Genomic DNA, 26,138 nt, shown 5'->3' on the forward strand with positions numbered 1-26,138 from the left:
GGTTTGACCACGGGATGACACCGAGTGCGTTTTTCGATCTGCACAATAATGTCGTAATTTCCTCGCAATGACGTCAAAATAACATCCTATTCATCATCTATATTAGAAAGCTCATCTTGTAATTCTCGAGAAAATACATCCTCATCATCGTTAGAATCATTCGATTTCTTAAGAGAGTTTTTGAAATTATTTAGGTCTTTATTTTCAAATATTTCAATAGATTTTAAAGTCTCGTTTGGAATTATAACTATAATATTTTTACTTAATTTATCTAAATAATCAGTGGTAACGGCAACTTTCAGTACTCCTCCATATTTGCTCTGTTTGCTACTTACTACAAAATCTTTTAAAGATTTACTTTTAAAATAGTTTTCAGAAGTAAAGATCATTGTTATAAAAAATAGTACTAACGAGATAGTAGTACCTACGGCAAATCCTGCTAATAGCCCTAAGAATCTGTCAATAAAACCGTTTCTCATAAATGAAATTATAGCAAGAAATTTATAAACTATAAAAACACATAAAATTAAAGCAATAACATAAGATATAACACCGGCAATAATTATTCTTATAACCTCATTATCCATATATTTCCCGATTAGGTCAGAAATATATGGATATAAAAAATATCCTAACATTATAGAAGTAATAAAACCAAGTATTCTAGTTGCAAACCCGATTATGCCTTGATATAAGCCGAAAAATGAGAAAAGAGTAATAATAGCAAAAATAGTAATATCAAAAAATGTGATCATTATTGTTAACTTCTATTGAATAATTGGATTTAAATCTTATATATTATATAATTAAAGTTTAATTTATGAGCGATAAAATTTTTCATAACTTATCCGGTAAAACACTAGTTGCTACACCGCATGTCATTACAAAAGGTATTTACCATAAATCCTTAATTTATATGTTATCACACACGGAAGAAGGAGCAATAGGATTAATATTTAACCGCTTAGTAAATCATATAGATTTAAAATCGTTTTTTAAAATAAAAAATGACGAAATAACAACTCCGGTTATGGTTCCTATATATCTTGGCGGACCCGTAGAACATGAAAAAGGGTTTTTTCTTCATTCTAGCGATTATAATAAAAATTTGTTATTGGATTTCCATAATGATTTAGCAGTAAGCTCTAATTTAGAAATTTCAGAAGATATAGCTTTCGGTAAAGGACCTAAAAATAGCTTATTCATTGTCGGTTATACAGCATGGAAACCAGGGCAGCTTGAAGAAGAATTAGAGACAAATCTATGGCTGGTTATGGATTGTAATAAAGAATTTATTTTTGCCGATAATCCTGAAAGTAAATGGCATAATGCATTAAAACACTTAGGCATTGATGAAATACATTTCTCATCACAAATAGGAAATGCTTAGAGATTATCTGTTAACCATTTTTCGGTAAGCCTAAGCAATAATGCTTTAAAAATTTTCCCTGACTGCTAATTAAATACACAAAATTAGAATGTTGTAATTCATATTTGTTTGTTTTTACATCAAATATTTTGGATGTATAGAAGACCTTAAATTGATCTGCTAATTGTTCAATATCTTGGACTCTCCCTGTTAAACCTATAAAATTATCATTTATTTTTTCTAAATATTTTTTTAATACTTCACTTGTATCATGCTCAGAATCTAGAGTAATAAAAACTACTTGTACTAAAATATTCTCTTTCTTTAAAATCTTAATAATATCTTCTACTCTTTTTAGTGTTTGATTGTCATATAAGGAATAGGTAGTACCAAAATAAATCAAACTTAAATGACCTTGCAAATGGGTACTATCAAATTTCTTTCCTTCTTGATCTATAAGAGTAAACTTAATTTTAGGCGAATCGTCCATATTACTAGTTTTCGCACTAATCTTAAGCTTAGACGGAGTTAATGAAGAATACAATAAACATAAAAATATTATGCCCGTAATCATAGCTAGGGCTATAAAAATTTTTATAATATACATTTGGTTTTTATTATTTCTCATAACCTAAGTAATTATTAATATTTATTTATAATAAAACTTATTCTTATCATATATGCAATAAAAATCATCTTTCAGTATATTAAATATTGTAATATCTAAATTGTGATATTTTTAGTTAAAATTATTAAATAAAAAACAACTAAGAAACGGATTAATTATGTACAATTATACCGTTTATGTAAAACGTTTAAATGATAACTTTAAAAAACAAGAACATACGGAAATAGTAGATAGTACTATTTCAAATGCTAAATGACAACAACAATGCAACTCAACTGATACAAACACTCCTAAATCAAAATTCGTTTGCAATAACAAATAATATTGAACACAATAAAGCAGAAAATATGAGGGGTATAATGATGTTGAAAAAAGAAGAAATAAAGGAAGCCGAAATGGAACATTTTATATCCAATATGTAAAGGATAAAAATTTTATCGACTTAATTAATAAAGATAGTGAGAAATATGAAGCTATTATTGATAGGAGTAATAAAGCTATAATTATATTAGGGCAAGAGAAAGAAGATTTAAAGCTCATAGCTAATTTTCTTAAAGACGGTGAATTAATATTAGAAAGTAACGAGTATGGAGATTGGGACTGCTCAAAAAAAGTCTAACCACAAGTTCAAATATTTTAGATAGTTTTTATATAAAAAACGCAAAATATTTAACATATAACAGTTCTTATTTGAATGCTGCTAATTCATCCTCTGAATCTACTATTGACAAATTTTTCCTACAAAAAATTCTAAGTACGACTCCTACTAAATTTATATTAGTAATAAAAAATATTGAAACCAAAAACTCTCACTTTTCGCTTGTCAAAACCAATCTAGAAAAACTTGTCGGTATATTTGAACAATTTACTAAATTATATTGATATAAATGAAGGTAATTTATCTATAGTAGTGACTGATAGCCCAAACAAGCAATAATCATACTCGTATATCTAAAATTATTGATGACACTATAAAACTCGGTAATTTTAGCGATGAACAAAAGAGTATAATTAATAAAATAAAAGATTCTATTTTTACTTCAAGCTAGCGAGCAAGTAAAAGACTATACAAAGCTATTAAATATTAGAGATGATAATTATATCATTCTAGATGAATATAATAAAATAACAATCGACGGCGAAAATTTAACATATATTTTAAATTCCATAAATATAATTAATAAAGAAGTACCAATTAAGTATCAATGAGCTTAAAACATATATAGAAAATAATTAATTTAAGTTTTGAAGATGTTTTGCCTAAAACAGACAAATTGAAACAATTAATAGATATAGTAAATTATTATAAACAGTTAGAAGACAATGCCAAAATTATAGGAAATTTCTTAGAAACCGTTAAAAAATTAAATCAGCCTTTAGAAACACCGAAATCAGAAAATAAATTAGAGAATCTTCTAAATTACCTTAAATAAAGTTATTAGAATCATTTAAGCATACAATATGCAAAGATAAAGATTCATTTTATAACAAATTAAATGAGACTATTGAAAAATTTTATGAAGATATCAAAAATAACGATGTTTAGACTTAAAAGCAATCAATAATATATATAACTTAAAAAACTTTTTACAGCATATTAACAATTCTAGCACTGATGTTAAAAATTAAGATAATATTAAATTATTTTTAACAAAGAGCTTTAAGAATTTTAATAAAATATTAGGTATAACTATAAATAATAGCATTAGTAATTTACTAATAGGCTCAGTCAGCAAGCAAGAAGCTAAATCTCTTTGGAAGTATATTACCGCCTCTAAATCTATTACAGAAATATCTCAAAATCTTGATAAAGTAATATTATGATAAGCTTTTACATCAGCCTGTGTTACCTGATCAAGCGCTACCTATTTATAATTTATTAGAAAAATTACTAAAAGAAACTCACAAATCTATTAATGATTGTTATAAAAACGAAAACTTATATAAACATCAATTAGCAAAAATTTATTGTCAACAAGCACAAATCTGTACACCTAATGGCTCAACAAAACTATCTAAAGACTCAATAGGATTGTATGAAAACGCTGCTAACCTTGGTTCTGAAGAGGCAAATATAAAACTTGGGAAGATTGAATTTAAGAACGGAAATTATGTAAAAGCTTTAGAATATTTTAAAAAAACTACTCATATATCTTATGCAAAAGAAGCTTTTAATGAATTATTACATCTAAAAGAATCAGAACTAAAAAAGAAAATACAACAAAAGAAGCTAAATTAGCATCAGAAATAATTGAATTATATTCAAGCCAAAGTGATTTTTATAACCAATATAATCTAGATATATCAGAAAAAAGTCTGCAAGATTCACTAAAAGTATTTTGTCTTAATACGAAAGCTCTCATAGAAGAACAAGGAAGACCTAAACCTTATGGAATATTATATGATTTGTCTAAAGAGTTAACATCAATAATTTCTTCACCGTGTAGTCAACTTAAATTTATACAAAAAACTGAAAAATATAAAAATTTAGCAGAAAAATTTAAAGAAGAAAAACTAGAAACTAATTATACGAATATTACGACAAACCGGTCACATGATTCATACTTTAAAGAACCTTTACTTAAGTTCGATGATTTACACTTTAATTCTTCATTTAGACCATATTATGATAATAATGAAGATTCTAGCAATATGTTAGGTGCTTGTTATAATTCCTCAGAGTTAGCCTCAATGAGAAAAATTTAATATCTCTTAATACAATTTTAATAGACAAGCAGAAATGTGGTGCTAGTATAAAAATAGCTATATTTAACGATGAATTAGATTATGACAAATAATCAATTTTCCGAAGATACCAAAAAAATTGCTGATCAAATAAAAGATGCATTAATGGGTATTAGTGACGATCTTGTACTTGAAAGTAAAGAGGTAGAGGAAATTTTTGAAGAATTAAGCCAAAATGAAGAATTTGAGTATGAGATGGAACGCATGCTTTCTATCTTAAATGAACAAACTATGGATTTAACTCAACTGCAAAGTCGGATTATCTTATTAATTCGTAAGTATTTAGGTAAAACTCAAAACTTAAAGCTTAAAATGCTTAAAATGGATGAGAAGCTCATTAACAAGAATGTTGCCGAAGTCAGTAATTATTTAATGCATCAGCATTCTAAAATAGTTAGAGATGCTAATAAAAACCTTACAAACCCAAAAGACAAATTACAAGGTTTAACCAAACAAGCTAGAATAGACTTAAAACGTTTATTAAAAAGCTTTGCCGTTTACCAAATTTATATGTTTATGAACCCAAAAAGAATAGCAGGCGAAACAAAGCTAATGAACTTCGCTTATAATATGATCAAAGGGGGCATGAAACTCGCTAAAAAATATGAAGGCGGCAAGGAACAAGAAATTAAATCATATTCACCTAGACTTATTAAAAAACTTGAAAAAGCTCATATCGGCTTTAAAAAAAGTGGCGGTATATCAATTTAACTATTGTATCTTTTTATAAAGAGCTTATAAACTAACATTAATACTATGATAGCTATCAAGCTTTCAACTTAAATTATTCATGTAAACTTAATATTGCGGAACTAATAACTTGGGTACATCTTGGCTGCAGTACTCAAGAAAAACACCACACTCAACCTGTAAAAATTAACATAAAACTCTTTCTCTCAACTCCTCCCCTTGCTACTGTAACGGATAATATAAACGATACTGTTTGTTATGCAAAAATCGTACGGCTAGTACAAAAACTTTCTCAAGAAAATCACTTTAATCTTATCGAGTATTTAGCCGCACAAATATATGTGATATTATTTATCAAAATTTTATCGAATCTAAATTAGAAAAGATTTTTCTAAACGTAACCGTTACTAAATTAAAATCACCGGTTTCAGGAGTACATGGCGGAGTTTCTTTTTCTTATTCAGGAAAGGAGACACTATGATTTATATTTCTATAGGCAGTAATTTAGGTAATAAACTTTTAAATATTAAAAAAGCTCTAAATTCACTAGAAAGTTGTAATTTTATATCGCTTAAGCAAGCTATTATTTTTGAAACACAAGCTATTCTACAACCTAATGCAGATAAAGCTTGGGATAAATCATATTTAAATATGGTGGTGCATGGCAAAAGTACTTTAACGCCTAGTAAACTTCTAATTGAGCTTAAAAAGATTGAAAAACAACTAGGTCGAGCAAGCTCTTACGATAAATGGTCTCCAAGAGTTATTGACTTAGATATCATACTTTGGAATAATTGCCATATAGATTTACCTGATTTAAAGATACCGCATCCTGAATTATTAAACAAACCGTTTCTTATTCATCTAAATTGCAGGTTTAAGCTTGGAATGTCGTTATTCATGTCCGATCAATAATTTTTACAACAATAAAACCTTTGCAGAAATAGCACATTTAATTGAAAATCAAGGAGTTATAGGCTCTCTTGTTTTAAATCCTCAATTTGTCGGTATTTTAAACATTACTCCTGATTCTTTTTCTGATGGAGGATTGAGTTTTCATAATGAAGGGGCTACAATAATTGAGCTTGGATCACAATCAACACGTCCTTCTGCTTTAATTATTAATGAAGATGAAAAATATGCAAGGCTCAATAATGTTCTTGAAGAGCTTAAGGAAGTTATAAAGGAAAAAGAAGTTATAGTCAGTATTGATCTCCTGAAGTAATTAAACATGTTTTAAAAAAATACCCTATTTCCTATATCAACTTGGTTAAAAATAATCTAGATGATTATACATTACGATTAATTGCCGATTATAATTGTAAAATTATTACTATGCATTCATTAACCGTTCCACCGCAAAAACAAAAATGTCTTGATTTCGATAAATCTCCACTTACTAGCTTAAATATATAGACAGAGCAAGAAATAACAAAATTAGAAAAATGTGGATTTGATAGAAAAAATATCATTCTTGATCCTGGAATTGGTTTTGGAAAATCCGTTTATCAACATTTATATATTACAATATATTAAAGAATTTAAAAATCTAGGATGTGAGATATTGTTAGGACACTCACGAAAATCTTATATTTCCGCTTTTTATAATTCCAAAGCATCGGAAAGAGACTTAGAAATAATAGCAATATCAAAATATTTAATGGAAAACGTAGTTGATTATTTACGAGTGCATAATGTTATAGAGCATCAAAAATTTTTTGTAACAGACCATATGATTAACTATATCTTATGAAAAATAGAAAAATCATCGGTATAATGGCATGTGACCCACAAGGGGTGATAGGTAATAAAGGTCAGATGCCTTGGTCTTATACTAAGGAGTTTGAATATTTTTATCAGACGGTAAAAAATAATATTATAGTCATGGGACGAAAAACCTTTGACTCTATACCCACAAAGATTTTAAAACATTGTATTTGTATTGTTTTTTCAAGAAATACACCATTACAATCTTATAATAATATATTTTTTATTAAATCCTTAGATGATTTTTGGCAGGTAATAAAACCTTTTACTGATAAAAAAATTTTTATGGTTGGAGGGACAGAAATAGCAACTCTTTTCCTAGAACAAAATCTTATTGATGAATTTTTACTTACAAAAATAAATAAAAATTATGATGGAGATACTTTTTTGCCTCTTAATCTTTTAGCAGAATGGCATTCTGTAATAATAGATAAAACAAACAATGATCAGATTTATAAATTTACTAAGAGGAGGTAAGATGAAATTTTTAGAACAGCTTAATATAAAAATCTTGAGCAATATAACCTCTTAAATCATCCATTTTTCAATTATGGCATATGGGAAAACTTACTCATTCTACTTTACAAATTTACACAAAAGAATATTATATCATCACGTTACAGCTTTCCCACGTTATATTAAGTGCAATACATTCCAAATGTAGTGATATACAAGCTAGACAAATATTACTTGGTAATCTTATAGAAGAAGAACAAGGTGAAGAAAATCACCCGGAACTATGAAAACGTTTTGCTAAAGGACTTGGATGTTTAAGAAACCAACGCACTTCAGAACCTAAATTAGACTCAACTCAAAAACTTGTTCAAGATTATTAAATTAACAGAAGAATCTTTTTCTATAGGTCTTGGAGTACTTTATGCTTATGAGCGTCAGACTCCTAAAGTATCTGACTCTAAAATTCAAGGATTACAAAAATTTTATGGAAATTCAGATTACAGAACTTTACAGTTTTTCATTGTTCATAGTAAAGTTAATCAATGGCATACACAAGAATGTGCAAATTTGATTAATAATTTAAACTCAGAAGAACAAACATTAGCATATCAAGGAGCAAAACTACTATGGCAATTTCTAGACGGTATAAATGCAACGTATCAATAATTTAACTATTATTCTTTCATAAAATGAAAAATATCTTCCTACATTCCTTAAGTCTTGAGAATTATCGTAATTTTAAAAAACTTGAACTAAAAACAGATAATACACCAATAATTTTAATAGGTGAAAACGGTAGCGGTAAAACTAATATTTTAGAAGCTATATCGCTATTTTATCCAGGAAGAGGGCTGAGATCAGCAAAACTTGCCAATGTATGCAAAACTTCAGAAGATCATTGTCTAGTTAAAGCTCTATTGCAAAGTAAGCTAGGACTTGCAGAATTTACCACCCAATTTAAACGTAGTTCTAATAGAAGGATAACTGAGTATAACGAAAGTAAAATAGCCAATAATGAGTTAAGTAAATTCACTAGCATGGTATGGCTGACTCCACACATGGAAGGAATCTTTACAAGCGGTAGCAATGATAGAAGAAAATTTCTTGATAGAATAGTTTATAATTTTGATCCAAAGCATGCAGAGCTAGTTAGTAAATACGAATATTACATGCATGAGAGAAATAAAATTCTAGTAGAAGATATAAGAGATGATAATTGGCTTAAAATTATTGAAGAAAAGATGGCTGATATTTCTAACCATATCGCTAATAATCGCTTAAAAACCTTAGAATTTATGCAGCAAGCAATAGATGACCTTGAAAATGAATTTCCAAAAGCCGATTTATCGATTGACGGCATTGTTGAACAAAAAATATTAAACGGCAAAGAAAATATTGTTAGTTTTATTACTGCAGAACTTTATCAAACAAGAAGCAAAGATAAACTACTTGGTCGCACTAGTTTTGGAGTGCATAAAAGTGACTTTTTAGTAAAGCATCAAAAGAAAAATATCTTAGCCAAATTCTGTTCTACCGGTGAACAAAAAGCTATATTAATTGCAATAATCCTTGCTGAAATGAATTATGCTATAAAGCTAACTAAAATAGCACCGATTTTACTTTTAGATGAGGTCTTTGTGCATTTAGACGACAAAAGACGTCAATATTTAATCGAATTTTTGACCGGCTTAAACATGCAACTATGGGTTACCACTACCAATCTAGAGGGAATAGAAAATTTTGCAACTAAAGCACAATTGATTAAGTTATAGTTTGTTTAATAATGTCATTCCTGCGAAAGCAGGAATCCAGAAAAAAAGTATTAAATACAGCAAATTTTTGAAATTAAAAGCTCGATTTATCTCACTTTATGCTGGATTCCTGCTTCCGTAGGAATGACATTGAACACTTTTCTCACACCATGTAACAACGCCCGCTAAAAGCGGGAATGACATCAAGAGTATTTTCTGATCCATACAATGGAGCACTATCCCAATCAGATTCACAAGAAAAATTTCATCCTTCTTGATTTTTATCGCACCTCTTAAAAAACCAAAATAACTATTATTATTTTTCATAAAATAAAATTGCACTTCACTTACATATTATATGAGCATTAGTTAAATTTAAAGTTTTTTGTATATAAATATATTGCTTAATCTTTTGAAACTGCTTAAAATTGATTTTTAATTTATGTAAATACTATGACAAAACAAGCTAATAAAATATCCTATGATGAAGTACCTTATTCTCCATTTACTTTCAGTTATACCTCCCCACCTTATTTAAGAACTATCGGCAAACTATTCGGGCTAAACCCTCCACCTCTTGAAACTGCTAAAATACTTGAACTTGGTTGTGGAATCGGTGTTAATCTGCTTAACTTTGCTGAAACATATCCTAAATCACAATCTCTAGGTGTTGACTTATCCAAAACACAAATAGAATTAGGTAAAAAAATTATCAGTGATTTGAAAATAAAAAATGCTGAACTAAAGGCATTATCTATATTGGACCTTGATGAGTCATACGGTAAGTTTGATTACATAGTTTGTCACGGCGTATATTCATGGGTACCTGAAGAAGTACAAGATAAAATACTCAAAGTCTGTAATAAACTGTTAAATCCGAACGGCATAGCTTTTGTAAGCTATAATACGCTCCCGGGCTGGAATATGCAGAGAACAATACGTGAAATGATTATGTTCCATTCAGAGCTATTTAATACTAGCCATGATAAATTACAGCAAGCTAAATTACTTTTAAAGTTCATCAATGACTCATTAGAAAGCTCCACAACGCCTTATTCTAATTTCTTACGAGATGAAACAAAATTATTATCTGCATATACGGACTCATATGTATTACATGAATATTTAGGCGAAATTAATACAGGTATATATTTTCACCAATTCATAGAAAAAGCTCAAAAAAATCATCTAAATTACTTAGGTGATACGTCGCTTACTGCAATGTTTATCGGTAATTTACCTACTCAGGCAGCAGAAAAGCTACAAGCAGTTAATGATATTGTTCGTACTGAGCAATATATGGATTTTATCACTAATAGAAAGTTCCGCTCGACATTATTATGTCATCAAAACATACCTATAAACAGAAAAATTGAATTTAATAATTTAAAAGAGTTTTTTACTAGCCTTAATATTAGACCGGTAATTCTAGAAAAAGCTGTTGATTTAACTAACGAACAGGAAAATGTTAGCTTCTATTACGAAAATTTACCTGAGCCTTTTATTTCAACCACTTCGCCGATCATGAAAGCTATTTTATATGTATATGCCGAAAATATTAGCAATCCGATAAGCTTAGAACAAGTAGCAAAAGAAGCTTTTAAAAAGCTTGGTAAATATCAATTACAAGATTTCTTAGCAGCATTAGAACAGCATTTTATCATATTCATTTTTCAAGGTTATCTCAAAATATTTGAGACAAAACCTCATGCTATAGCAACTATCACCGAAAAACCTAAAACTAGCGAATTTGCAAGATATCAAGCAAAACAAGCATATTTTAATAATGTAACTAGCGTGTTTAGCGTCACTAATAGACTTAACGATATGGTAGGTATACCGATACATGAAAAATATATTTTAGAAATGTTAGACGGTACGCATAATATTGATGATATTAAGAAAGGCGTTCTTGAAAAAATTAATTCAAAACTTTTAACTGCTCGTGACGATAAAGGACAGGAAGTAACAGATCCAAAATTATTAAAAGAATTTGTTGACTATGTAGTTAATACATCCCTTGAGAAATTCCGGATGAATTATCTGTTAGTAGAGTAATTAAAATGTTCGTGATCAAGTCTGCTTTGTTGCATGGATCAGCTTTTTCGTTATTGCGAGTAGTCGTAGACTACAGCCAATCCATAAAAATATAATCCGAGTAAATGAAGAGTAGCTATACGAAGCTCAACTTGGAAAAGAGCAAGGAGCCTGTAAGCCGAGGAGCAGAGCATATACTTTTAACACGTGAGCATCCGAGGACTTACAAAAACGACACAGTCAATTTTTCAAGTTGAACGAGTATAACTATGCTACTAATTTTTCACGCAATACTTCAACTAACTTATTAATTGCTTCGGTTGGGTGGATGTTTTCAAGGATAGCAAGCTCGCCTGCAAGTCTATTTAAAGCTGATTCGTAGAGTGTTCTTTCACTGTAAGAACGATCATTATCAACATTTTTATGTAAGTCCCGTAATACTTCGGCTATAGCTACAATATTACCTGAGTTAATTTTGCCTTCATATTCTTGGGCTCTTCTACTCCACATTCTATTTCCTTGTTTTGGTTTACCTTGAAGAGTTGAATATATGACATCTAAATCTTTTCTGCTTGCAACCGCTCTAAGACCAACAACCGCAGCTCTACTAACAGGCACTTTTAATGTCATTTTATCCTGCGAAAAGGAAATTACATATACTTTAATTTCAGTACCTGCAATAGTATGATATTCTATATTTGTTATTTCACCAACTCCATGTGCAGGATAGACAATTCTCTGCCCTATTTTAAACTCAGATTTTTGTTCGGATTGTGTTGTATTTGCCATTATTAATTCCTCCGTAGTGGTTTTAGTGCCTAAGAACTTAATGTTAGACTACTATTTTCTATAGCATAGCACATTTTTCTTTTATTATAAAGTAGAGATTTTTATTGAAATAAAATTGATACGATCTTATTGTAAATAATATTAATAAGTTAAAGGAATAAATATGCGAAGTATTTTTACTATACTAATATTTTTATTATTTTTGAGTAGCTGTTCAGAAGAAAAAGCACAAGATAAGAACCATGAGGAAAAACAAATAATAGAGCACGAAACTCAAAATAACGAAACTTCTAAAGAAACGAATCAGGAAGCCGTAAATTCTGAAAATACGCCTGCATCAATAGTTCCTGCTAATGATAATAATCAGACTAATGAAGTATCAACGCCGGCTTCATACAAACAAAAAAATCCTGCAATAAAAGCTGTTAAAGTCACTTTTAAAGTTGATGATAATGATATGGTTCTTGGTAACAAAAAATCAAATGTTATAGTAGTTGAGTATTTTTCTCCTACCTGTCCACATTGTGCTTATTATCATCAAACAATTTTTCCGGAACTTAAGAAAAAATATATTGATACTAACAAAATTGCATATGTGGTTCGTGAATTTATTGCTACTAAACAAGATTTAGATGCTGCAATTTTAGCCCGCTGCAAGGGGGATACAAATAGTTTTACACAACTTCATAATATCATATTAATACAACAAGATAAGTGGGCATATAGCAATAAATACAGAGAATTATTAACTGATATAGGACAACTTGGCGGTATTTCTCCGGAAGAATATAAACAATGTTTAAATAATGATAAAATTACTGCAATACTAATTGCTAATACCAATTTTGTAGCAAAAGCACCCCAATTTATAGGTACTCCTTCTTTCTTCGTTAACGGAGTACAAACAGGAAGTTATAGCATAGATAATATTTCCACAGCAATTGATAAAGCTTTAGAGGAGCAGAAAGAAAAAGCAAAAAATGAAATGAGCTTGTAATTTAGATCGTCATTGCGAGCAGTCGTAGATTGTGCGGCAATCTCGTTAAATATCCTGAGATTGCTTCGTCGACGGCTATGGCGTCTTCTCGCAATGACGGAGATAAACTAATGAATACGGAAAAACTAAAAGATATCAAAGCAAGAATTAAAGACTTAACAACTCCTAAGTTTTCTAATCCTAAAATTCGGCAAGAAATTAGCCCATTCACTATCGCTGTAGATTTAGTTTCAGGTACAATGGTAGGTGTCGTAATCGGAATATTTATGGATAAAATTTTTAATTCTAAACCTTTATTTCTTATTATATTTACAATAATAGGAATGATTGCCGGCTTTAACATTATAAAGAAAAAAGTAAATAATAAAAAGTAAGGAAATGACTCATAGCCCTTTAGCACAATTTGATATCAAAAAATTAATAGACATCAAAATGTTCGGTTTTGACGTCAGCTTTACTAATTCGAGTATCTATATGTTACTTACTAGCATCTTAGCTCTAACTTATTTTTACTTAGCTTTTCATAACCGGAAATTAGTACCTTCTAGATTACAAGTGAGTGCTGAAATAGTTTATAATCTTGTAGCTGATATGTTAAATCAGAATATAGGAGTAAAAGGACGTAAATTTATTCCGTTAGTTTTTAGTTTATTTATTTTCATTTTACTCTGTAATTTACTTGGTATGACACCTTATAGCTTTACTGCTACTAGTCATATTATCGTTACTTTTACCTTGGCAATTCTAGTATTTTTAATAGTAACTATAGTTGGTTTTGTAAAACACGGCTTACGTTTTTTAACCCTTTTTTTACCGCATGGTACTCCTTTATGGTTAGCACCGTTGATGATAGTAATTGAACTATTTACATATTTAGCAAGACCGGTTAGTTTATCATTGCGACTTGCCGCTAATATGATGGCAGGACATGTTTTATTAAAAGTAATAGCCGGTTTTACCGTGTCATTAATGATTTACTTGAAATTTCTGCCAATCCCTATTATGGTGATACTAATTGGGTTTGAAATTTTTGTTGCAATACTTCAAGCTTATATTTTTACTATTTTATCTTGTATGTATCTTAATGATGCTATTAATTTACACTAGACTTTTTGCACAACTTGCTTCTAAAGGTAATTTGTACGTCAATCCGATGCTTGAATCCTCACGTACTTTTTTGTACTCTGCAGTTCTGTGCTTCGTGTTTTCTGCAAATTCCTCTTTATTAGCTTCGTTGTACAAAAAGCCTATTATACAGATAATTAGATAAAGTTTTTTGATTAATTAAAAGTGAGTTTTTTATGGACATGGTTTCTTTAAAATTTATTGGTACAGGACTTATGGCTATCGGCATGTACGGTGCAGCTTTAGGCGTTAGTAATATATTTAGTTCTCTACTTAGTTCAATAGCACGAAACCCTTCAGCTACAGAAAACTTACAAAGAATGGCTCTGATCGGTGCAGGTCTTGCTGAAGCAATGGGACTTTTTTCCTTTGTAATTGCTATGTTACTTATTTTTTCTTAAAATTCATTTTTAAATAAGATGCCTCAATTTAATATTGCTACCTATTATTCACAAATTTTTTGGCTTATCGTTACTTTCGGCTTATTGTATATCTTTGTTTATAAATTTATCACTCCAAAAGCTGAAGAAATTTTTAATAATAGACAGACAAATATTCAAGATAATATTACACAAGCCGATACATTGACCATAGAAGTAGAGAAGCTAAATAAATATTATAACGAGGAAATAGACAAAACAAATGCTGAAATAGATAGACTAAAAAAAGAAAAAATAGACTCTTTAGAATCAGAATTTTTAATTAAAAAAAAGAATCTAGAGCAAGATTTAAAAAACGCTATAAATCAAAACATTGAAGATATAAATTTAGCTGCTAAGCAATTTAGAACTAATAAAAGCGCAGCAATCATAAAGCTTGCCGTTAATATTATTGAAAAAATAGCTGGCACTAAAGCAGATATGAATTTACTACAAAATATAAAAGTAAAATAATGAATTTCCTAGATGAGAGCTTCTGGCTTGCCGTTAGTTTTATAATTTTTTTATATTTAGTTTATAGACCGGCAAAAAAAGCCATTTTAAATTCTTTAGATGCTAAGATTTTAGAAGTCCAAGAAAAAGTTCTACAAACTGAAAAGTTAAAAGAAGATGCTGCTTTGCTCTTTAAACACACCAACGCACAAATAAAGAAATTAGAAACTTTACGCTCTCAAATGATAGAAGAAAGTAATGAAGTTACCAAGAAAATCATTCAAGAAAAAACTAAAGAAATTGAAGAATTTTTAGAGCATAAAAAATCTGATGCTATACAGTTAATGCAAAACCAAAAATCAACCGCAAGTAAAGAGCTACAAGATGAATTTTGTGATGAAGTGATAAAACTTGTATCCGAATATTTTCAATCAGTTAAGCTTTCAGAAAGCAACATTGCTAAAAATTTAATGGATAAATCTTATTTTCCTCAGGATGAGGGTAAAGCTACATAGCCACACTAACCACTAACTAGCAATTTATTTAAAATTGCTTCATCATTAAATATCCGTAATATTGAGCCATCAATAAAATATTCAGGATGTTCGTTTGTTATCTTATTTGTTAATTCAGGATAGGCTCTAACAAATTCTTTTACACAAGTGAAGTTTTTGCTAGAGCTGTTAATCGCTCCTAAGCAAATCGCTTCAAAACATAACATTTTAGCTATTTCTATATTTTTAAGGTCAGATAAAACTCTTAGTTGTTTTACTATAAATATCTATCACCTAAATAGACTTGCATCCCCAATTTCCTAAGATTGAGAACTTACTATTCCACTTATCTTTAGCAACATTAATATATATTTTATTTAAAACATTCTTTTATATTTTTTGTTTAATTTCTAATGTAACTTCCTCAAAATCGCCTCTTTATAATATAAACTCCCTAGTTTCATTATTTTTTATAAATTCTGGTGCAATTTTTTTGAGATAAGTTTTTAGCCTTGTAGTGACCTAAACCTAAAGTTTGACGTACATTAAATAAGATTGTTTATAGAACTCTATAGCTTCGTATGTATTATCTAATTTTCATAAATCACTCCGATATTATTAAGAGAGCTAGCAATAAAAGAAGGATGAACTAATTCTTGATCGATTTTTAAAGCTTTCTTATAATATTTTAACGATTCTTTAAATTTACAAATATATATTCATTATAATAACCCATTTTTTGATAAAAATTTGCCTTTCTACATTTATCCATTTCAATATCATCATTTAATATTTTTACTACATGGGGATAAAATATTTTAGAATTTTCCCAGTTTTCACTTGGAACATCTGTTAATATTGGCAATAAATCATCTAAGATTTCTGCTAGTCTTGTATAAATCTCTTTTTCATCTATCGCATGTTCTTTATTTTATTTATATATTGCTTTGTTATAAATTGCATTAATCTATGTAATTGTAAGCCGGCTTGTCTATTTTGGTATGTTAGATTCATTATCGATAATGCTTCTAACCTTTTTATAGGTTCTTGTAGCTTTTCTTTATCTATTAAAAATAATTCTTCGAAAATCTCTATACTGATAAACTCAGGGTCTAAATCTGCAGAATATTGTAAAATATCTGCCAAGCTAAAGGTAATTTTTCTAATAATTGTAGTAATAAAACGGTTTCTATATGATCATCTTTGCTATTTTTAAAGTAATTTAATGTAATCATTTACTTTAAGTAATTAATTTGCTTTTAAATATGCTACTGCTTTAGATAGCCTATAAGGTGATGCAGCATCGTTACTACCAAAGTCTTCTACTAATTTATCAATATCTTTCTTGTTTAATCTATTTTTTAGAGATTTCTTTAAATATAATATCGCTTCTTTTTTACTAAAAGACTCTACTAATATAATATTTTCTATATCATCACTTAAATTATTATTTTTAGTAGTAATTATCACTTATACCTTATCATTAAGTATATTAATTATACTGTTAAGATAAGGCTCTATATCTTTATGACCTTCAACATTATCAAAAATAAATAATATAGCTGAATTTAAATTAGCAATCCTCTCATGGACTAATCTTATTATATTTTCTTCCTTTTCATCTATTATGTAAATAGTAAATTCTTTAACAAGTTGTCTATAATGCTTCAAGGACTTTGTCTGCAGAATCTACGTTAATAAAACGTACTATTTTCTTTTTCGCTTGTGTTTATCTATCTCCATATTTTATAGCTAGAGTGATTTTACCGGCTCCAGCGAAAGCACTAATTGTTACAAATCGTTTTTAGTTTAAAGTTTCTTCTATTTGTTGTAATATTTCATTATGGACAATCAAATTATAACTTCAATTAACCTTAAAATTTACTCTCTTAAGTCATCTACTTTAACTTTAGGTAAGTTTGTAAAGATATAATATTTGCCATATTGAGCTTCATATAGTTCTTTTATTACTTTTAACTATTGTTTTATTAAATTTGGTATTTCTTTTCTATCTATACTCAATTTGCTCAACTGTGCTAGATACCAATCACTACTGCCCTTATTATTTGTATTTGCTATATCTACAGACAAATTTACTTCTTTTATACGATAATGACCTTTGTAAGAAAGTTCAAATGTTCCCTCAGGGGTTATGATCTCTTTTGATGGGCAACCTTGTGCGGCATTATTTTCTAAATGCTTATAAACATCTAAAAATTGTCCGGTTGCAATATTACCGCTTATAAGTTGATCGATTACCTCTAAGAAGCTTCCAAATGTCGTTGCAGTAGCATTTTTATATATTAGATTGCTTGCTAAAGGTAATAAATATCAAGTGCTTTATTAATATGCGGATTACAGACATTTACAAAATTTGGAGCTGATAAATAAGTTGTTATATTTAAAATTTTTACGTCAAAGGTAGTTTCATGGCTATACATACATCTGCGGCTAAAGATTTTCTGTAGCTAAACCCGGGCTATCGAATGTGATTGCCTTTGCTTTTGGATAATGAAAATCTCTCTATGAGCAAAATATAAACTAAGCTCTGCGAGCCATACACCTAAAGAATGACCTGTGAAAGATAAATTATAATTATTCTCTTCAGCATATTTGGTAATCTCCTTTGTAGCTTCATATGCCACCGCTTGCTGGCCACTATCTGTCCACCTAAAATACTTTTAAAATGAGCTTTAAACGGTGAATTAGTTTTGAGCAAATCTAATTTTTCAAATGTAGTACCTCGATAGATAAGTACAATTTGTTTTACTTTTTCATTTACATATGCTACTGAGTAATATCTACCTATTTCAGGCTCCAGTCTTTCAATTGTTCATTTCGGGTTTTGACCTTTTCATTATTTTCTTTTTCTACAGCAAACTCTACAATATCATTTTCCGTAGAATCCATATAAGCATGTAAACTAAATAACCCATGGACAAAGTTGGTAGGGTGGTGCTTTATAGTTTTGATTATTTAAGATCTTATATTATAGGAAAATATAGAATGGTGACCCCTACGGGACTTGAACCCGTGTTCCCACCGTGAAAGGGTGGTGTCCTAACCGCTAGACGAAGGGGCCTTAATTTTAAAGTAAGCAATATAGTTAGTCATACCGTTGCTTATGACCACGGCATGACATTAAGTTAGAAGTTTTATATAACACCTTTGCAAATATTGCAAGTATAAAAATTATAGGTTTACCTTAAGCTTAACACTACCTTGATGACTTCTATAATGTTTATTTAGATAATAATTATAACCCAACGCAATAATAGTATTTTTGATACTGCCTATAATACCCGTTCCTAAATTATAGGATGTTTTCGGTTGCTTCGGTATTAGATAATTATGTTTAAATGTATTATCAAATATTTTAACAACTCTATTTATTCTTTGGGTTTTCTCTTTAAAATTATGTTCTACCGCTCCTTGGAATGTTAGACCTAAATTATTAAATTTTAGAGCATCTTTTAAAGGTACTGTGACTTTAGTACCGACAATTCCGGACAATATATTATTCTCTTTCATTGTAAGAGCTATTTCTTGTACGTTAATACCGGTTTCATTATATACCCCGTCTCGTGACTTCCCGTATCTTAAGCCGACATTCGGGGTAATAACGAACTTGCCCTGCACAAGATAATTATAATGCAGTAATGCTTCCGCATTATAACTATGATTACGATGTTTTACATTACTTTTAATTTTAGTATCACCATATGAATAAGTTGTTTTATCTTTAATAAAGTTTTTAGAAGCAGATACTAAAGCTTGTAGTGCAAAATTCTTCGGTAATTCTTTTTGTCCGTAAATAGAAACCACATGACTATTAATAAGTTCTTTATCATTATTTTTACTATTTTTAAATTTAAATACTGAATGAACATTACTATAAGCTATACCTACGATATTATTGTCGATTTCAGCATCGAACCCGATAGTAACACCTTTGTTAGTACCTCTATAACCGGTCATATTCTCAACGCGTCCATGATTATTAGTGCCGTACATACCACGCATCCACAAACCTCTTTTTATATGAGACTCTTCTTCATCACCGGCTCCCACTGCTACCATATTATTAGACATATTCACATCTAATCTGTTACGAATCATATTATTTACAATAGTATTAACAACTTTCGCTTGATTTAAAGTAGGAGCGTTTTCTGAAATTTGCGTTTGCATTTCTTTTTTTGCTTCCTGTTCAAGAGGAATAACCGTATCAACTTCCATTATTTTAAGATTACCCCCATCGGAATCGGATAATTGCCCTATTGTTTCTTCTTCCTCTTCAAACCCTGAATCATAACTTTCTTCATCTTCGCTACCATCGCCTAATGCTAAACATTCCTTTTCTCTATCATCACTTAATGCTAATGCACTCTCATTACTTGATGCAAGTGCAGGTAATGAAGATAATTGTCTACTTACTTCTGTGTCTTCTTGTTCTTCATCTCCTGCAGGTAAGGTAGATTCTGATTTACCATCCGACACTAACATTTCTTGTAGCAATAACTGAGCAAGAATATCTGTAGCTTCTTCACGAAGTAACGAAGAAATTTTTTCATCATGTTCTTGTAATTGTGCATTTATTACTAAAAGCATTTTTTCATCTAATTCCTCTACATCCTGTATACGATTACTTATATAAGCCATTGCTTCTTCAATATGATTAAGTTCCTCACTTCTAGAACTTGAGCCAGACAATTCTTCTATTTTTTGTATTTTATTGCTTAATACTCTTATATAGGTATCTACATAATCTTTATTAATTTTTATATTTAGAGTATCTACCGGAGTTACAACATCACGACTACTCAAATCATCATCATTAGAGAAGCTGTTTATGCTACCAACTGAAGATGAACATGAAAATACCGGCTTACTCTCAGTTACCTTAGGTTTAGATTCAGTATCTAGATGCTTTACCTTCCCTTCTAACCAAATCTTTTCTTTATTTAAAGTATCTAACTCCAATTCCTTATTATAATCATTGGCTATTTTTTCATGTTTAGATTTTAATTCCCCTAATTGCATAACATTAGAATTGTTTAAATCCTCTAAGCCACTAACCGAAGGTGAACGGGATAGATTTGATTCTGCATCACTAAGTACACTGCTTATGTCATCAATTGAATAGGAACGTAATATTGATACATCTGTGCTTGAAGACTTTTCATTTAAAGAAAATTCTGCTTCTATGGCTTTCCTTTTTTCTTTTAATTGTGATTCTTTTAAAGATAAGTCTAGTGCTTCCATAGCTAACCGCTTAAATTCTAGGTTTTCTGGATCTTGACATTGATTCAATTTGGCAATAGCTTGCTTTTCTTTAACTATTCTAGCTTCCTCTACTTCTAATAGTTTATCTTTTAAATCCAAATACTCTAATTTCTTGTCAAACTCAGCACTTCTGAATAATGGTATAGGTAATTTTTGTTTACTAGTATTCGTGTAACTTATAGATGACTTAGGTTGCTCTGTCTTATATATTGTTTCTGATGCTAAATTCTCATCACTAACCGACTCATATATAGTAGATAAATTAGATAATGGCTGTGTACCTTTTTTAATAGTACTATCAACCAAATTTAGTCTACCTTGTGATCTATCATTTATTATAATATTTTTATGATCTTCTCGAAATTGTTGAGCTTGCGGAGAGTTATATAGTGACCCTACATTTATAGGTGGGGTTACAGCTAAATTTTTTGGTAAGCTATCCATATTAGCAGTCGGCATAGAATGACTATTTCCCCCATTTGGATTAAATCCAATATCTACATCTGTTTCTATATTATCAAAGTGTTTATCTGCTCTGCTTTTAATAGCATCCAATTTTTTTTCTGCTTTTGCATTATAAGCTTTTATATCTTCCGGTTTGCATATTAATACCTGCTGTAATTCTTGAGAGATTTTAATTGCTTCTCGGTAATCATTTTCTATTTCCTGTAAAACTAAACTAAGTGATTTTCTTTGTGAAGGACTGGTTGTTTGCAGTATTGCGGTTCTCTTTGCATCTAAAAGGCTTATAAGCTGAGTTGCCTTTTTTGTGAACCCACTAACTACACTTAAACTAGACTCCTTATGATTCTCATTTCCCCAAGCGTGGCCAAATTCTCCCTCTTGATCTACTGTTCTTTGCTTTGAGGTTTCTCCATCTCTTTTCCTTTTTCTGTTCTCTGAATAATTTGTGTGCAAAATTGACTCTACTTTTGATACAGCTCTCTTTATTATATTACCTTGTTTTTTCTTACTAGAAACTAAATAGGTACTTTCTTCAGTTAAAGTTTCTTGAGGTGCATAATGTAAATCTAGCCCTAGATCATCCTGCACACCTAAAGTTTCTGTACGCATTTTTTCTGATTGCAGTTGTTGTATCTCCGGAATACTTCCACTTACATTATTTTTCCTCGATGAGTCACTTTTAGCAACAGTTGTATTTTGTGTTGGCGTTATTAAATCAAGAGTTTCTATAGTTAACGTATCAGATTGTTTTAGATTCTGAACAAACACGTCGCCAGCTAAATCTAAATATTCTAATCCTCTTTTATTAAGCTTTGGACTTGAAGAATATGGTGCAGAATTTTTCCAATTGTTGTCAGATCTCAAGCTTTCATCTGTAGTTATGGTTTGTAACAATGCTGATTTTTCTTCAAAATTTGATGATATTACACTTTTAGCTGAAGACGAGCGTGATAATACTGGAGTACTGCTTTTTCTTGAATTCTCTTCATACTCTGCATAAGACTGAGATATTTCCGCTTGCTCATATACTTTTTGAGTTTCTGGAATTCTAGCTTGCTGAATTTCATATAATTTCTTGAACAAACCTTCATATGCCTTTATACTGGCAAGATGTGCAATCTCACCTAATTTTTGACTAAATTGATCCGCACTAAACTTTCTCATTTCTGTTGCTAAACTATCTATTACACTATCTATTTGAGCTTGATTTGACTGATTTGGCTGTATGCTATTCAAATAATTAATGTATTGTGAAACCTTAGCCTCATAAATATCTTTTGGATGACTTGGAATAGGGTCCTTTATTTCTTGATTCGGCAATATTACTATATAAGGTTGCTGCTGAACTTTTATTGGCACTAAGTACCCCTCTTCATCCTCTGGTTGTTCATCTAAAATTCTCTGAACCCCATGACTTAATGGCATAGTTGGCTTTGCTTTTGGCGACTGCTTATAAGTAGGACCGGTAGAACTATTATAAACAACAGGAGTTAATAACTTTAGATTTTCCTCTATCTTATTTAATTGTTCAGAATCACTATCTTGCATGGCTCGTAATGCAGTTCTACTTGTTTCTTTTTTCGCACTAGCAGCTACTTTTTTAGCTTTATCTGATACCGTTTTTATAGCTTTTTCTTGTTTCTTTATTTCTGATAACTGCTTTTGTGCTTCTTGTTTTTTCTTTTCTCTTTTTGTTCCAGCACTACTTTTTCTTACATTATCTCCACTTGATTTATTTTTATTAAATATACCTTGCCGAGCCTCATTAATTCTTGCTTGCTGTGCTTGAAACGCACTAACTTCGGTTGACGCCGTTGTAACCGGAACTATTTCCTGCGATCTTATCGAAACTTTATTTGCTGGAATATCTATTTTTTCTATTTTCTGAAATAATCTATCTGCTTTATTATTTTTACTTGTTAACTCTTTTTCAAGTTTCTTTATTTTATCTTTATTTTTACCTATTTTGATTTTTGTTTCTATCTCTTCAGCTCTTGACTTGAGTACTTCTGTTGTTTTTTGTGTTGAAGTTAGCTGCGTATACAACTTCTGTAATCGTTCTTTATCTTTTTTACCTGTGGTACCTTTAATAGCCTGTGTTACTTCAGCTAACTTGATTCCTATCATCTCATTAACTCGTGATATATTACTTACCATTCCTGCTACAATTTCAGTACTGCCTTTTTTTATAGGCAACGGTATAAATGTTGGCTTCGGAGGAACTTCTGATTTAACCTGTGAGCTAGATTGCACTGCCTGTTGTTGCGGGTCGCTACTGCTAAACGATAATCTTCGTGCTGCCTTTGAGTTTGTGTTTATGTTTGGTGGTGTATTAGCTCCTAAACTATCATTTGGTTTAGAATCTGAAGTAGGCTGATACGGAGTCGCCGGTGTTGATGATGGAGTACCAGGTGCCGTAGTATATTGTTCAGGTGATGTCAGGGTAGTATTTGGTGTATTAGGTGCAGTGATAAAACTATTTGAAGCTGGGCTAACAGTAGGCGAAGACGCTGTTATTATAATCTCCGGTTTTTGAGGCATTTGTTCTGTCGACTCAGAAGTATAAGTATTTTGACTTTGTTTTGTTTTTTCAATGCTTGCAAATGTTTTGCATCTAGTAATTGATCGTACTTTTCTTGCTTTCCCGATATCAGACTTACTACGTGCTACCACTTTATAATGATCCTCTATAGGAACATCTTTTAATGGATTAGATGCCTTAAGTTTGTTAGATATTTTCATTTCTCTTATTTCAGATGGGGTATATGTGTTTATTTCTGGTTCCGGTACAATTACTGTTCCTATCTGCTTCGGGGTATTTGTCGTATCTTTGTGTCCGTTTAATTGTGACACGTGATTCAACAATTTATTACTAAGATCGATACGAAATGCTTCTTTACTCATCGCTATACCCTCAAAAGGTATTGCAGCTCCTACTGCAATAGAGGCAAGCAGAGAATATTTTAAAAATCTTGATTTTTTTAGTAAATGTTGTTCTGTTAACTTATTCATTACAAATATCTCAATTTAAATTAAAATTTCATGTACATAACGTTGGGCATTATAATAAATAAGTTAATAAAAAGCAATATATTTGTTAATTTATCTTAACTTATAATTACAAGAGAATTTTGTTCTAATGATTGAAAATATAACAGATATAACGTATAATGTATTTTTAACTTTTGATAGGAAACACTACAATATTTTAAAATAACTTTGGAAACAGAGTATAATAATTTAAATATTTGGTATTTTGTTAATTGTATTTACGGTATTATTGTTTATTTTTCGCTTGATTTTGAGCTTGCATTTACAACAATTTTTTCATTTTTTGTGTTTGTTTAATATTAACTTTTACTAGGAATTCTAATATATTTTTACAATTTACTTACTGAATGATTATTGCTTTTATTTTTGGCATATTCATCTCTAAATATCATGTAACAAATTTACATAGCGCAATGCTTTATAAAGCTATCATCACTAAAATTAGCGGTAAAATAGAATCGATAAAACCGACTATTATAGGAGGATAAGTAGTATTAAGTCGCATAAAGATAGAAAAATTAATCGTAACTTACAAAAAGTTAAAAAATTAGTATACCGAAAAAATATATACAAGAAATTAGGGTAAATAACCGAATTACTTTGCTTGCTAAGCTCTATAAGCCGCAAAATAGTATACTACCCGGGGGTTATGATTTTGGTTTTTACGCTTATCTATCGGATATTGGAACAAACGGCTATGCGATGTCTGAGCCACAAATTATAGAACGTAATGAAACAAATTTTGATAGTTTTATTTATAGAGTGCATTCCTATATTTATAATAATTTAATAGAAAAGATAAAGGGAATTATGCAGCTGCAATATTACTTGGCAAGACAAAAGGTTTAAACAGGCAAATAATGCAGGATATGAGGCAAAACGGTATATCACACGTGCTTTGTGTTTCAGGATTACATCTATCTTTAGTTGTGATGATTATTTTCCTTACTACAAGGTTTTTATTAAATTTTTCAAATTATTTGGCATATAATTTCAATATAAAATTAATCTCTGCTTATTGTTCGCTAATAGGAAGCTTTGGTTATTTAGAACTAAGCGGTATGCAAATAGCAGCGACTAGAGCTTTTATTACTGCTGCAATTTTTATTTACGGTATTATATTTATCGGACGCTCTTGCTTTCCCCTTCATTCACTTGCAATTGCGGCTTTTATAATATTATCGTTAAATCCCGAATATATTTTTCATCCAAGTTTCCAATTATCTTTTATCGCCGTATTATCGCTTGTTGCCGGTTATGAATTTTACTTAAAGAATTCATGGTTACTTGGAGAAAAGAAAGGCATTTTTGGAGCAGTAAAATTTTATACAGCCTCAAATATTTATTCAAGCTTCTTAGCAAGCATCATAACGGCACCTGTAGTAATTAATTAATTCTTTATATTTGCTACTTACTCAGTACCAACTAACCTCATTGTTGTTCCGATAACGTCATTTTTTCTTATGCCTCTTGCTTTGTTATCTCTGCCTTTTACCATGATCGGGTTTGATAACTATATCCTAAAGCTTATGGGATTCTTTATTGATATAATAATAAAATCAGCCGCCTATTTCAATAGTTTACCAGCTGCTGTATAATATTTCGGTTATATTACC

General features: G+C 29.9%; 32 protein-coding genes, 1 tRNA gene and 4 pseudogenes. 26 read left to right on the plus strand and 11 right to left on the minus strand.

Annotated features, from left to right (window positions below; all coding sequences use genetic code 11):
* Positions 1–86: 86 nt before the first annotated feature.
* Positions 87–755 carry a CvpA family protein gene (locus BG75_RS00535; protein WP_012736446.1) on the minus strand — a complete coding sequence of 223 codons (669 nt, stop codon included), beginning with the start codon at positions 753–755 and terminating at the stop codon, positions 87–89.
* Positions 756–820: 65 nt separating this feature from the next.
* On the opposite strand from BG75_RS00535, the gene BG75_RS00540 reads away from it, so the two are divergent.
* Positions 821–1,390 carry a YqgE/AlgH family protein gene (locus tag BG75_RS00540; protein WP_012150274.1) on the plus strand — a complete coding sequence of 190 codons (570 nt, stop codon included), beginning with the start codon at positions 821–823 and terminating at the stop codon, positions 1,388–1,390.
* A 10-nt stretch (positions 1,391–1,400) separates the two neighbouring features.
* Here the strand turns inward: BG75_RS00540 and BG75_RS00545 are convergent, their stop codons facing one another.
* A complete protein-coding gene (locus BG75_RS00545; protein WP_062811050.1) occupies positions 1,401–1,997 on the minus strand; it encodes an SCO family protein in 597 nt (198 codons plus the stop codon).
* A 245-nt stretch (positions 1,998–2,242) separates the two neighbouring features.
* On the opposite strand from BG75_RS00545, the gene BG75_RS08555 reads away from it, so the two are divergent.
* The 16 genes and pseudogenes from BG75_RS08555 (at position 2,243) to BG75_RS00610 (ending at position 11,464) form a co-directional block, all read left to right on the plus strand.
* Complete coding sequence (locus BG75_RS08555; RefSeq protein ID WP_196242453.1) at positions 2,243–2,419, plus strand: hypothetical protein; 177 nt, start codon at positions 2,243–2,245, stop codon at positions 2,417–2,419.
* 172 nt (positions 2,420–2,591) lie between these two features.
* Positions 2,592–2,879, plus strand: coding sequence for a hypothetical protein (locus tag BG75_RS00550; RefSeq protein ID WP_217284862.1), 288 nt, complete (start codon positions 2,592–2,594; stop codon positions 2,877–2,879).
* Between the two features lie 392 nt (positions 2,880–3,271).
* Positions 3,272–3,430 (plus strand): hypothetical protein, encoded by a 159-nt coding sequence (locus tag BG75_RS08050; protein ID WP_196242450.1) that lies wholly within the window; start codon positions 3,272–3,274, stop codon positions 3,428–3,430.
* Between the two features lie 410 nt (positions 3,431–3,840).
* A complete protein-coding gene (locus BG75_RS00555) occupies positions 3,841–4,236 on the plus strand; it encodes a hypothetical protein (RefSeq protein ID WP_062811051.1) in 396 nt (131 codons plus the stop codon).
* Positions 4,237–4,403: 167 nt separating this feature from the next.
* Positions 4,404–4,703 carry a hypothetical protein gene (locus BG75_RS00560; RefSeq protein WP_062811052.1) on the plus strand — a complete coding sequence of 100 codons (300 nt, stop codon included), beginning with the start codon at positions 4,404–4,406 and terminating at the stop codon, positions 4,701–4,703.
* A gap of 81 nt (positions 4,704–4,784) precedes the next feature.
* Positions 4,785–5,453, plus strand: coding sequence for a DUF5394 family protein (locus BG75_RS00565; RefSeq protein WP_062811053.1), 669 nt, complete (start codon positions 4,785–4,787; stop codon positions 5,451–5,453).
* Between the two features lie 104 nt (positions 5,454–5,557).
* Positions 5,558–5,812 carry a dihydroneopterin aldolase gene (locus tag BG75_RS06745; RefSeq protein WP_252903564.1) on the plus strand — a complete coding sequence of 85 codons (255 nt, stop codon included), beginning with the start codon at positions 5,558–5,560 and terminating at the stop codon, positions 5,810–5,812.
* A 97-nt stretch (positions 5,813–5,909) separates the two neighbouring features.
* On the plus strand, positions 5,910–6,347 hold the full coding sequence (gene folK, locus BG75_RS09240; protein ID WP_252903539.1) for a 2-amino-4-hydroxy-6-hydroxymethyldihydropteridine diphosphokinase: 438 nt from the start codon (positions 5,910–5,912) through the stop codon (positions 6,345–6,347).
* Entirely contained in the window at positions 6,316–6,657 is a 342-nt protein-coding gene (locus tag BG75_RS09245; protein ID WP_252903540.1) for a dihydropteroate synthase, read from the plus strand. Before folK ends, BG75_RS09245 begins: the two co-directional genes overlap by 32 nt.
* 41 nt (positions 6,658–6,698) lie before the next feature.
* Positions 6,699–6,848, plus strand: a complete 150-nt coding sequence (locus BG75_RS09250) for a hypothetical protein (protein WP_252903541.1) — start codon at positions 6,699–6,701, stop codon at positions 6,846–6,848.
* 54 nt (positions 6,849–6,902) lie between these two features.
* Positions 6,903–7,185 (plus strand): annotated as a pseudogene (locus BG75_RS08910) (dihydropteroate synthase).
* The gene (locus BG75_RS00585; protein WP_062811055.1) at positions 7,182–7,676 is read left to right on the plus strand and encodes a dihydrofolate reductase; all 495 of its coding nucleotides are present in this window, start codon (positions 7,182–7,184) and stop codon (positions 7,674–7,676) included. Before BG75_RS08910 ends, BG75_RS00585 begins: the two are co-directional and overlap by 4 nt.
* Before the next feature lie 80 nt (positions 7,677–7,756).
* Complete coding sequence (locus tag BG75_RS08060) at positions 7,757–7,942, plus strand: hypothetical protein (protein WP_062811056.1); 186 nt, start codon at positions 7,757–7,759, stop codon at positions 7,940–7,942.
* 76 nt (positions 7,943–8,018) lie between these two features.
* Positions 8,019–8,321 carry an iron-containing redox enzyme family protein gene (locus BG75_RS00595; RefSeq protein ID WP_062811057.1) on the plus strand — a complete coding sequence of 101 codons (303 nt, stop codon included), beginning with the start codon at positions 8,019–8,021 and terminating at the stop codon, positions 8,319–8,321.
* Positions 8,322–8,344: 23 nt separating this feature from the next.
* Complete coding sequence (gene recF / locus BG75_RS00600) at positions 8,345–9,427, plus strand: DNA replication/repair protein RecF (protein ID WP_062811058.1); 1,083 nt, start codon at positions 8,345–8,347, stop codon at positions 9,425–9,427.
* Positions 9,428–9,859: 432 nt separating this feature from the next.
* On the plus strand, positions 9,860–11,464 hold the full coding sequence (locus BG75_RS00610) for a methyltransferase regulatory domain-containing protein (protein ID WP_014273109.1): 1,605 nt from the start codon (positions 9,860–9,862) through the stop codon (positions 11,462–11,464).
* Between the two features lie 246 nt (positions 11,465–11,710).
* Here BG75_RS00610 and BG75_RS00615 read toward each other — a convergent pair whose 3' ends face one another.
* Positions 11,711–12,232, minus strand: a complete 522-nt coding sequence (locus BG75_RS00615; protein WP_010976718.1) for a CarD family transcriptional regulator — start codon at positions 12,230–12,232, stop codon at positions 11,711–11,713.
* Between the two features lie 163 nt (positions 12,233–12,395).
* On the opposite strand from BG75_RS00615, the gene BG75_RS00620 reads away from it, so the two are divergent.
* The 3 genes from BG75_RS00620 (at position 12,396) to BG75_RS00630 (ending at position 14,336) form a co-directional block, all read left to right on the plus strand.
* Positions 12,396–13,229 carry a DsbA family protein gene (locus BG75_RS00620; RefSeq protein ID WP_062811060.1) on the plus strand — a complete coding sequence of 278 codons (834 nt, stop codon included), beginning with the start codon at positions 12,396–12,398 and terminating at the stop codon, positions 13,227–13,229.
* 110 nt (positions 13,230–13,339) lie between these two features.
* Positions 13,340–13,603 carry an AtpZ/AtpI family protein gene (locus BG75_RS00625; protein ID WP_062811152.1) on the plus strand — a complete coding sequence of 88 codons (264 nt, stop codon included), beginning with the start codon at positions 13,340–13,342 and terminating at the stop codon, positions 13,601–13,603.
* A gap of 4 nt (positions 13,604–13,607) precedes the next feature.
* Positions 13,608–14,336 (plus strand): F0F1 ATP synthase subunit A, encoded by a 729-nt coding sequence (locus BG75_RS00630; protein WP_062811061.1) that lies wholly within the window; start codon positions 13,608–13,610, stop codon positions 14,334–14,336.
* Between the two features lie 12 nt (positions 14,337–14,348).
* Here the strand turns inward: BG75_RS00630 and BG75_RS06760 are convergent.
* Positions 14,349–14,510: pseudogene (locus tag BG75_RS06760) on the minus strand (palindromic element RPE1 domain-containing protein); the annotation flags it as partial.
* Between the two features lie 20 nt (positions 14,511–14,530).
* Here BG75_RS06760 and BG75_RS00635 point away from each other — a divergent pair.
* From BG75_RS00635 to BG75_RS00645, 3 genes are read left to right on the plus strand one after another with little or no spacing between them, the layout of a single operon-like run.
* Positions 14,531–14,755 carry a F0F1 ATP synthase subunit C gene (locus BG75_RS00635; protein ID WP_010976714.1) on the plus strand — a complete coding sequence of 75 codons (225 nt, stop codon included), beginning with the start codon at positions 14,531–14,533 and terminating at the stop codon, positions 14,753–14,755.
* An 18-nt stretch (positions 14,756–14,773) separates the two neighbouring features.
* Entirely contained in the window at positions 14,774–15,247 is a 474-nt protein-coding gene (locus BG75_RS00640; protein WP_062811062.1) for an ATP F0F1 synthase subunit B', read from the plus strand.
* Positions 15,247–15,741, plus strand: coding sequence for a F0F1 ATP synthase subunit B (locus BG75_RS00645; RefSeq protein ID WP_062811063.1), 495 nt, complete (start codon positions 15,247–15,249; stop codon positions 15,739–15,741). The genes BG75_RS00640 and BG75_RS00645 overlap by 1 nt, the downstream gene beginning before the upstream one ends.
* A 5-nt stretch (positions 15,742–15,746) precedes the next feature.
* Here the strand turns inward: BG75_RS00645 and BG75_RS00650 are convergent, their stop codons facing one another.
* From BG75_RS00650 to BG75_RS00685, 7 genes and pseudogenes are all read right to left on the minus strand, one after another.
* Positions 15,747–15,947, minus strand: a complete 201-nt coding sequence (locus BG75_RS00650) for a hypothetical protein (protein ID WP_062811064.1) — start codon at positions 15,945–15,947, stop codon at positions 15,747–15,749.
* A gap of 363 nt (positions 15,948–16,310) precedes the next feature.
* Positions 16,311–16,492, minus strand: a pseudogene (locus BG75_RS00655) (tetratricopeptide repeat protein).
* Positions 16,493–16,632: 140 nt separating this feature from the next.
* Positions 16,633–16,866, minus strand: a complete 234-nt coding sequence (locus BG75_RS00660; RefSeq protein WP_012150252.1) for a hypothetical protein — start codon at positions 16,864–16,866, stop codon at positions 16,633–16,635.
* 102 nt (positions 16,867–16,968) lie between these two features.
* Positions 16,969–17,190, minus strand: coding sequence for a hypothetical protein (locus BG75_RS00665; RefSeq protein WP_062811153.1), 222 nt, complete (start codon positions 17,188–17,190; stop codon positions 16,969–16,971).
* Positions 17,191–17,391: a hypothetical protein gene (locus tag BG75_RS09255; RefSeq protein ID WP_252903542.1), complete on the minus strand. Its 201-nt coding sequence runs from the start codon at positions 17,389–17,391 to the stop codon at positions 17,191–17,193. It abuts the gene before it with no gap.
* A 1,336-nt stretch (positions 17,392–18,727) separates the two neighbouring features.
* Positions 18,728–18,802: transfer RNA gene (locus BG75_RS00680), tRNA-Glu, on the minus strand.
* 110 nt (positions 18,803–18,912) lie between these two features.
* Entirely contained in the window at positions 18,913–24,483 is a 5,571-nt protein-coding gene (locus BG75_RS00685) for an autotransporter domain-containing protein (RefSeq protein WP_062811065.1), read from the minus strand.
* A gap of 386 nt (positions 24,484–24,869) precedes the next feature.
* On the opposite strand from BG75_RS00685, the gene BG75_RS08565 reads away from it, so the two are divergent.
* From BG75_RS08565 to BG75_RS00695, 3 genes and pseudogenes are all read left to right on the plus strand, one after another.
* Positions 24,870–25,010, plus strand: a complete 141-nt coding sequence (locus BG75_RS08565; RefSeq protein ID WP_196242454.1) for a hypothetical protein — start codon at positions 24,870–24,872, stop codon at positions 25,008–25,010.
* A gap of 112 nt (positions 25,011–25,122) precedes the next feature.
* Positions 25,123–25,371, plus strand: coding sequence for a hypothetical protein (locus BG75_RS00690; protein WP_062811066.1), 249 nt, complete (start codon positions 25,123–25,125; stop codon positions 25,369–25,371).
* A 20-nt stretch (positions 25,372–25,391) separates the two neighbouring features.
* Positions 25,392–26,120, plus strand: a pseudogene (locus BG75_RS00695) (ComEC/Rec2 family competence protein).
* Positions 26,121–26,138: the final 18 nt, after the last annotated feature.

Source organism: Rickettsia endosymbiont of Proechinophthirus fluctus (assembly GCF_001602635.1).
GTDB classification, from domain to species: Bacteria; Pseudomonadota; Alphaproteobacteria; order Rickettsiales; family Rickettsiaceae; genus Rickettsia; species Rickettsia rickettsii.

What these genes read in the sequence shown, in the direction of transcription:
- BG75_RS00535 (WP_012736446.1), bottom strand. Translation starts at nt 755, where the DNA reads ATGATCACATTTTTTGATATTACTATTTTTGCTATTATTACTCTTTTC.
- BG75_RS00540 (WP_012150274.1), top strand. Translation starts at nt 821, where the DNA reads ATGAGCGATAAAATTTTTCATAACTTATCCGGTAAAACACTAGTTGCT.
- BG75_RS00545 (WP_062811050.1), bottom strand. Translation starts at nt 1,997, where the DNA reads ATGAGAAATAATAAAAACCAAATGTATATTATAAAAATTTTTATAGCC.
- BG75_RS08555 (WP_196242453.1), top strand. Translation starts at nt 2,243, where the DNA reads ATGCTAAATGACAACAACAATGCAACTCAACTGATACAAACACTCCTA.
- BG75_RS00565 (WP_062811053.1), top strand. Translation starts at nt 4,785, where the DNA reads ATGACAAATAATCAATTTTCCGAAGATACCAAAAAAATTGCTGATCAA.
- folK (WP_252903539.1), top strand. Translation starts at nt 5,910, where the DNA reads ATGATTTATATTTCTATAGGCAGTAATTTAGGTAATAAACTTTTAAAT.
- BG75_RS00585 (WP_062811055.1), top strand. Translation starts at nt 7,182, where the DNA reads ATGAAAAATAGAAAAATCATCGGTATAATGGCATGTGACCCACAAGGG.
- BG75_RS08060 (WP_062811056.1), top strand. Translation starts at nt 7,757, where the DNA reads ATGGGAAAACTTACTCATTCTACTTTACAAATTTACACAAAAGAATAT.
- recF (WP_062811058.1), top strand. Translation starts at nt 8,345, where the DNA reads ATGAAAAATATCTTCCTACATTCCTTAAGTCTTGAGAATTATCGTAAT.
- BG75_RS00610 (WP_014273109.1), top strand. Translation starts at nt 9,860, where the DNA reads ATGACAAAACAAGCTAATAAAATATCCTATGATGAAGTACCTTATTCT.
- BG75_RS00615 (WP_010976718.1), bottom strand. Translation starts at nt 12,232, where the DNA reads ATGGCAAATACAACACAATCCGAACAAAAATCTGAGTTTAAAATAGGG.
- BG75_RS00620 (WP_062811060.1), top strand. Translation starts at nt 12,396, where the DNA reads ATGCGAAGTATTTTTACTATACTAATATTTTTATTATTTTTGAGTAGC.
- BG75_RS00625 (WP_062811152.1), top strand. Translation starts at nt 13,340, where the DNA reads ATGAATACGGAAAAACTAAAAGATATCAAAGCAAGAATTAAAGACTTA.
- BG75_RS00630 (WP_062811061.1), top strand. Translation starts at nt 13,608, where the DNA reads ATGACTCATAGCCCTTTAGCACAATTTGATATCAAAAAATTAATAGAC.
- BG75_RS00635 (WP_010976714.1), top strand. Translation starts at nt 14,531, where the DNA reads ATGGACATGGTTTCTTTAAAATTTATTGGTACAGGACTTATGGCTATC.
- BG75_RS00640 (WP_062811062.1), top strand. Translation starts at nt 14,774, where the DNA reads ATGCCTCAATTTAATATTGCTACCTATTATTCACAAATTTTTTGGCTT.
- BG75_RS00645 (WP_062811063.1), top strand. Translation starts at nt 15,247, where the DNA reads ATGAATTTCCTAGATGAGAGCTTCTGGCTTGCCGTTAGTTTTATAATT.
- BG75_RS00650 (WP_062811064.1), bottom strand. Translation starts at nt 15,947, where the DNA reads ATGTTATGTTTTGAAGCGATTTGCTTAGGAGCGATTAACAGCTCTAGC.
- BG75_RS00685 (WP_062811065.1), bottom strand. Translation starts at nt 24,483, where the DNA reads ATGAATAAGTTAACAGAACAACATTTACTAAAAAAATCAAGATTTTTA.
- BG75_RS08565 (WP_196242454.1), top strand. Translation starts at nt 24,870, where the DNA reads ATGATTATTGCTTTTATTTTTGGCATATTCATCTCTAAATATCATGTA.